The organism is Acidisphaera sp. S103 (assembly GCF_009765975.1).
GTDB lineage: Bacteria > Pseudomonadota > Alphaproteobacteria > Acetobacterales > Acetobacteraceae > Rhodopila.
In genome coordinates, this window is sequence record NZ_LMUJ01000094.1 from 1 (window position 1) to 394 (window position 394).

General features: G+C 66.2%; 1 protein-coding gene and 1 pseudogene. One reads left to right on the forward strand and one right to left on the reverse strand.

Going from position 1 to position 394, the window contains the following annotated elements:
• Positions 1–152, forward strand: a pseudogene (locus GSQ89_RS40350) (transposase); the annotation flags it as partial.
• On the opposite strand, the gene GSQ89_RS39545 reads toward GSQ89_RS40350, so the two are convergent.
• Positions 137–394, reverse strand: a 258-nt coding sequence (locus GSQ89_RS39545) for a hypothetical protein (protein WP_254073448.1), incomplete at its 5' end; no start/stop codon positions are given. The pseudogene GSQ89_RS40350 and the gene GSQ89_RS39545 sit on opposite strands and share 16 nt — an antisense overlap.

Genomic DNA, 394 nt, shown 5'->3' on the forward strand with positions numbered 1-394 from the left:
AACGGCTGCATGGCTCGCCCGTCGCCCAGGCGTCGAGGTCGTCAGCCGCGACCGATGCGGCCTCTATGCCCAGGCGGCTATGCGCGGCGCCCCGCAGGCGCGCCAGATCGCCGACCGGTTTCACCTGATCCAGAACCTACGCCAGTCGATTCAGCAACAGCTGAGCCGCGCGCCGCTTCAGCATGAGCCGTTTGTTCCGGGAGAGATGGAGCCGGAACCCCGACAGCCACAACCCGGCCTGATTCATCGTTATGGGCAACCGGAGGTGACGGAACATCAGCGTCTTGCCAGTGCGGGTCGCCGTGCCGCGCAGCGGAGCCGGTTCGATCAGCTCAAGGTGCTGCAGGCCGCTGGTAAGGGCTCGAGCGAGATCGTTCGGGAGACTGGGCTTAAC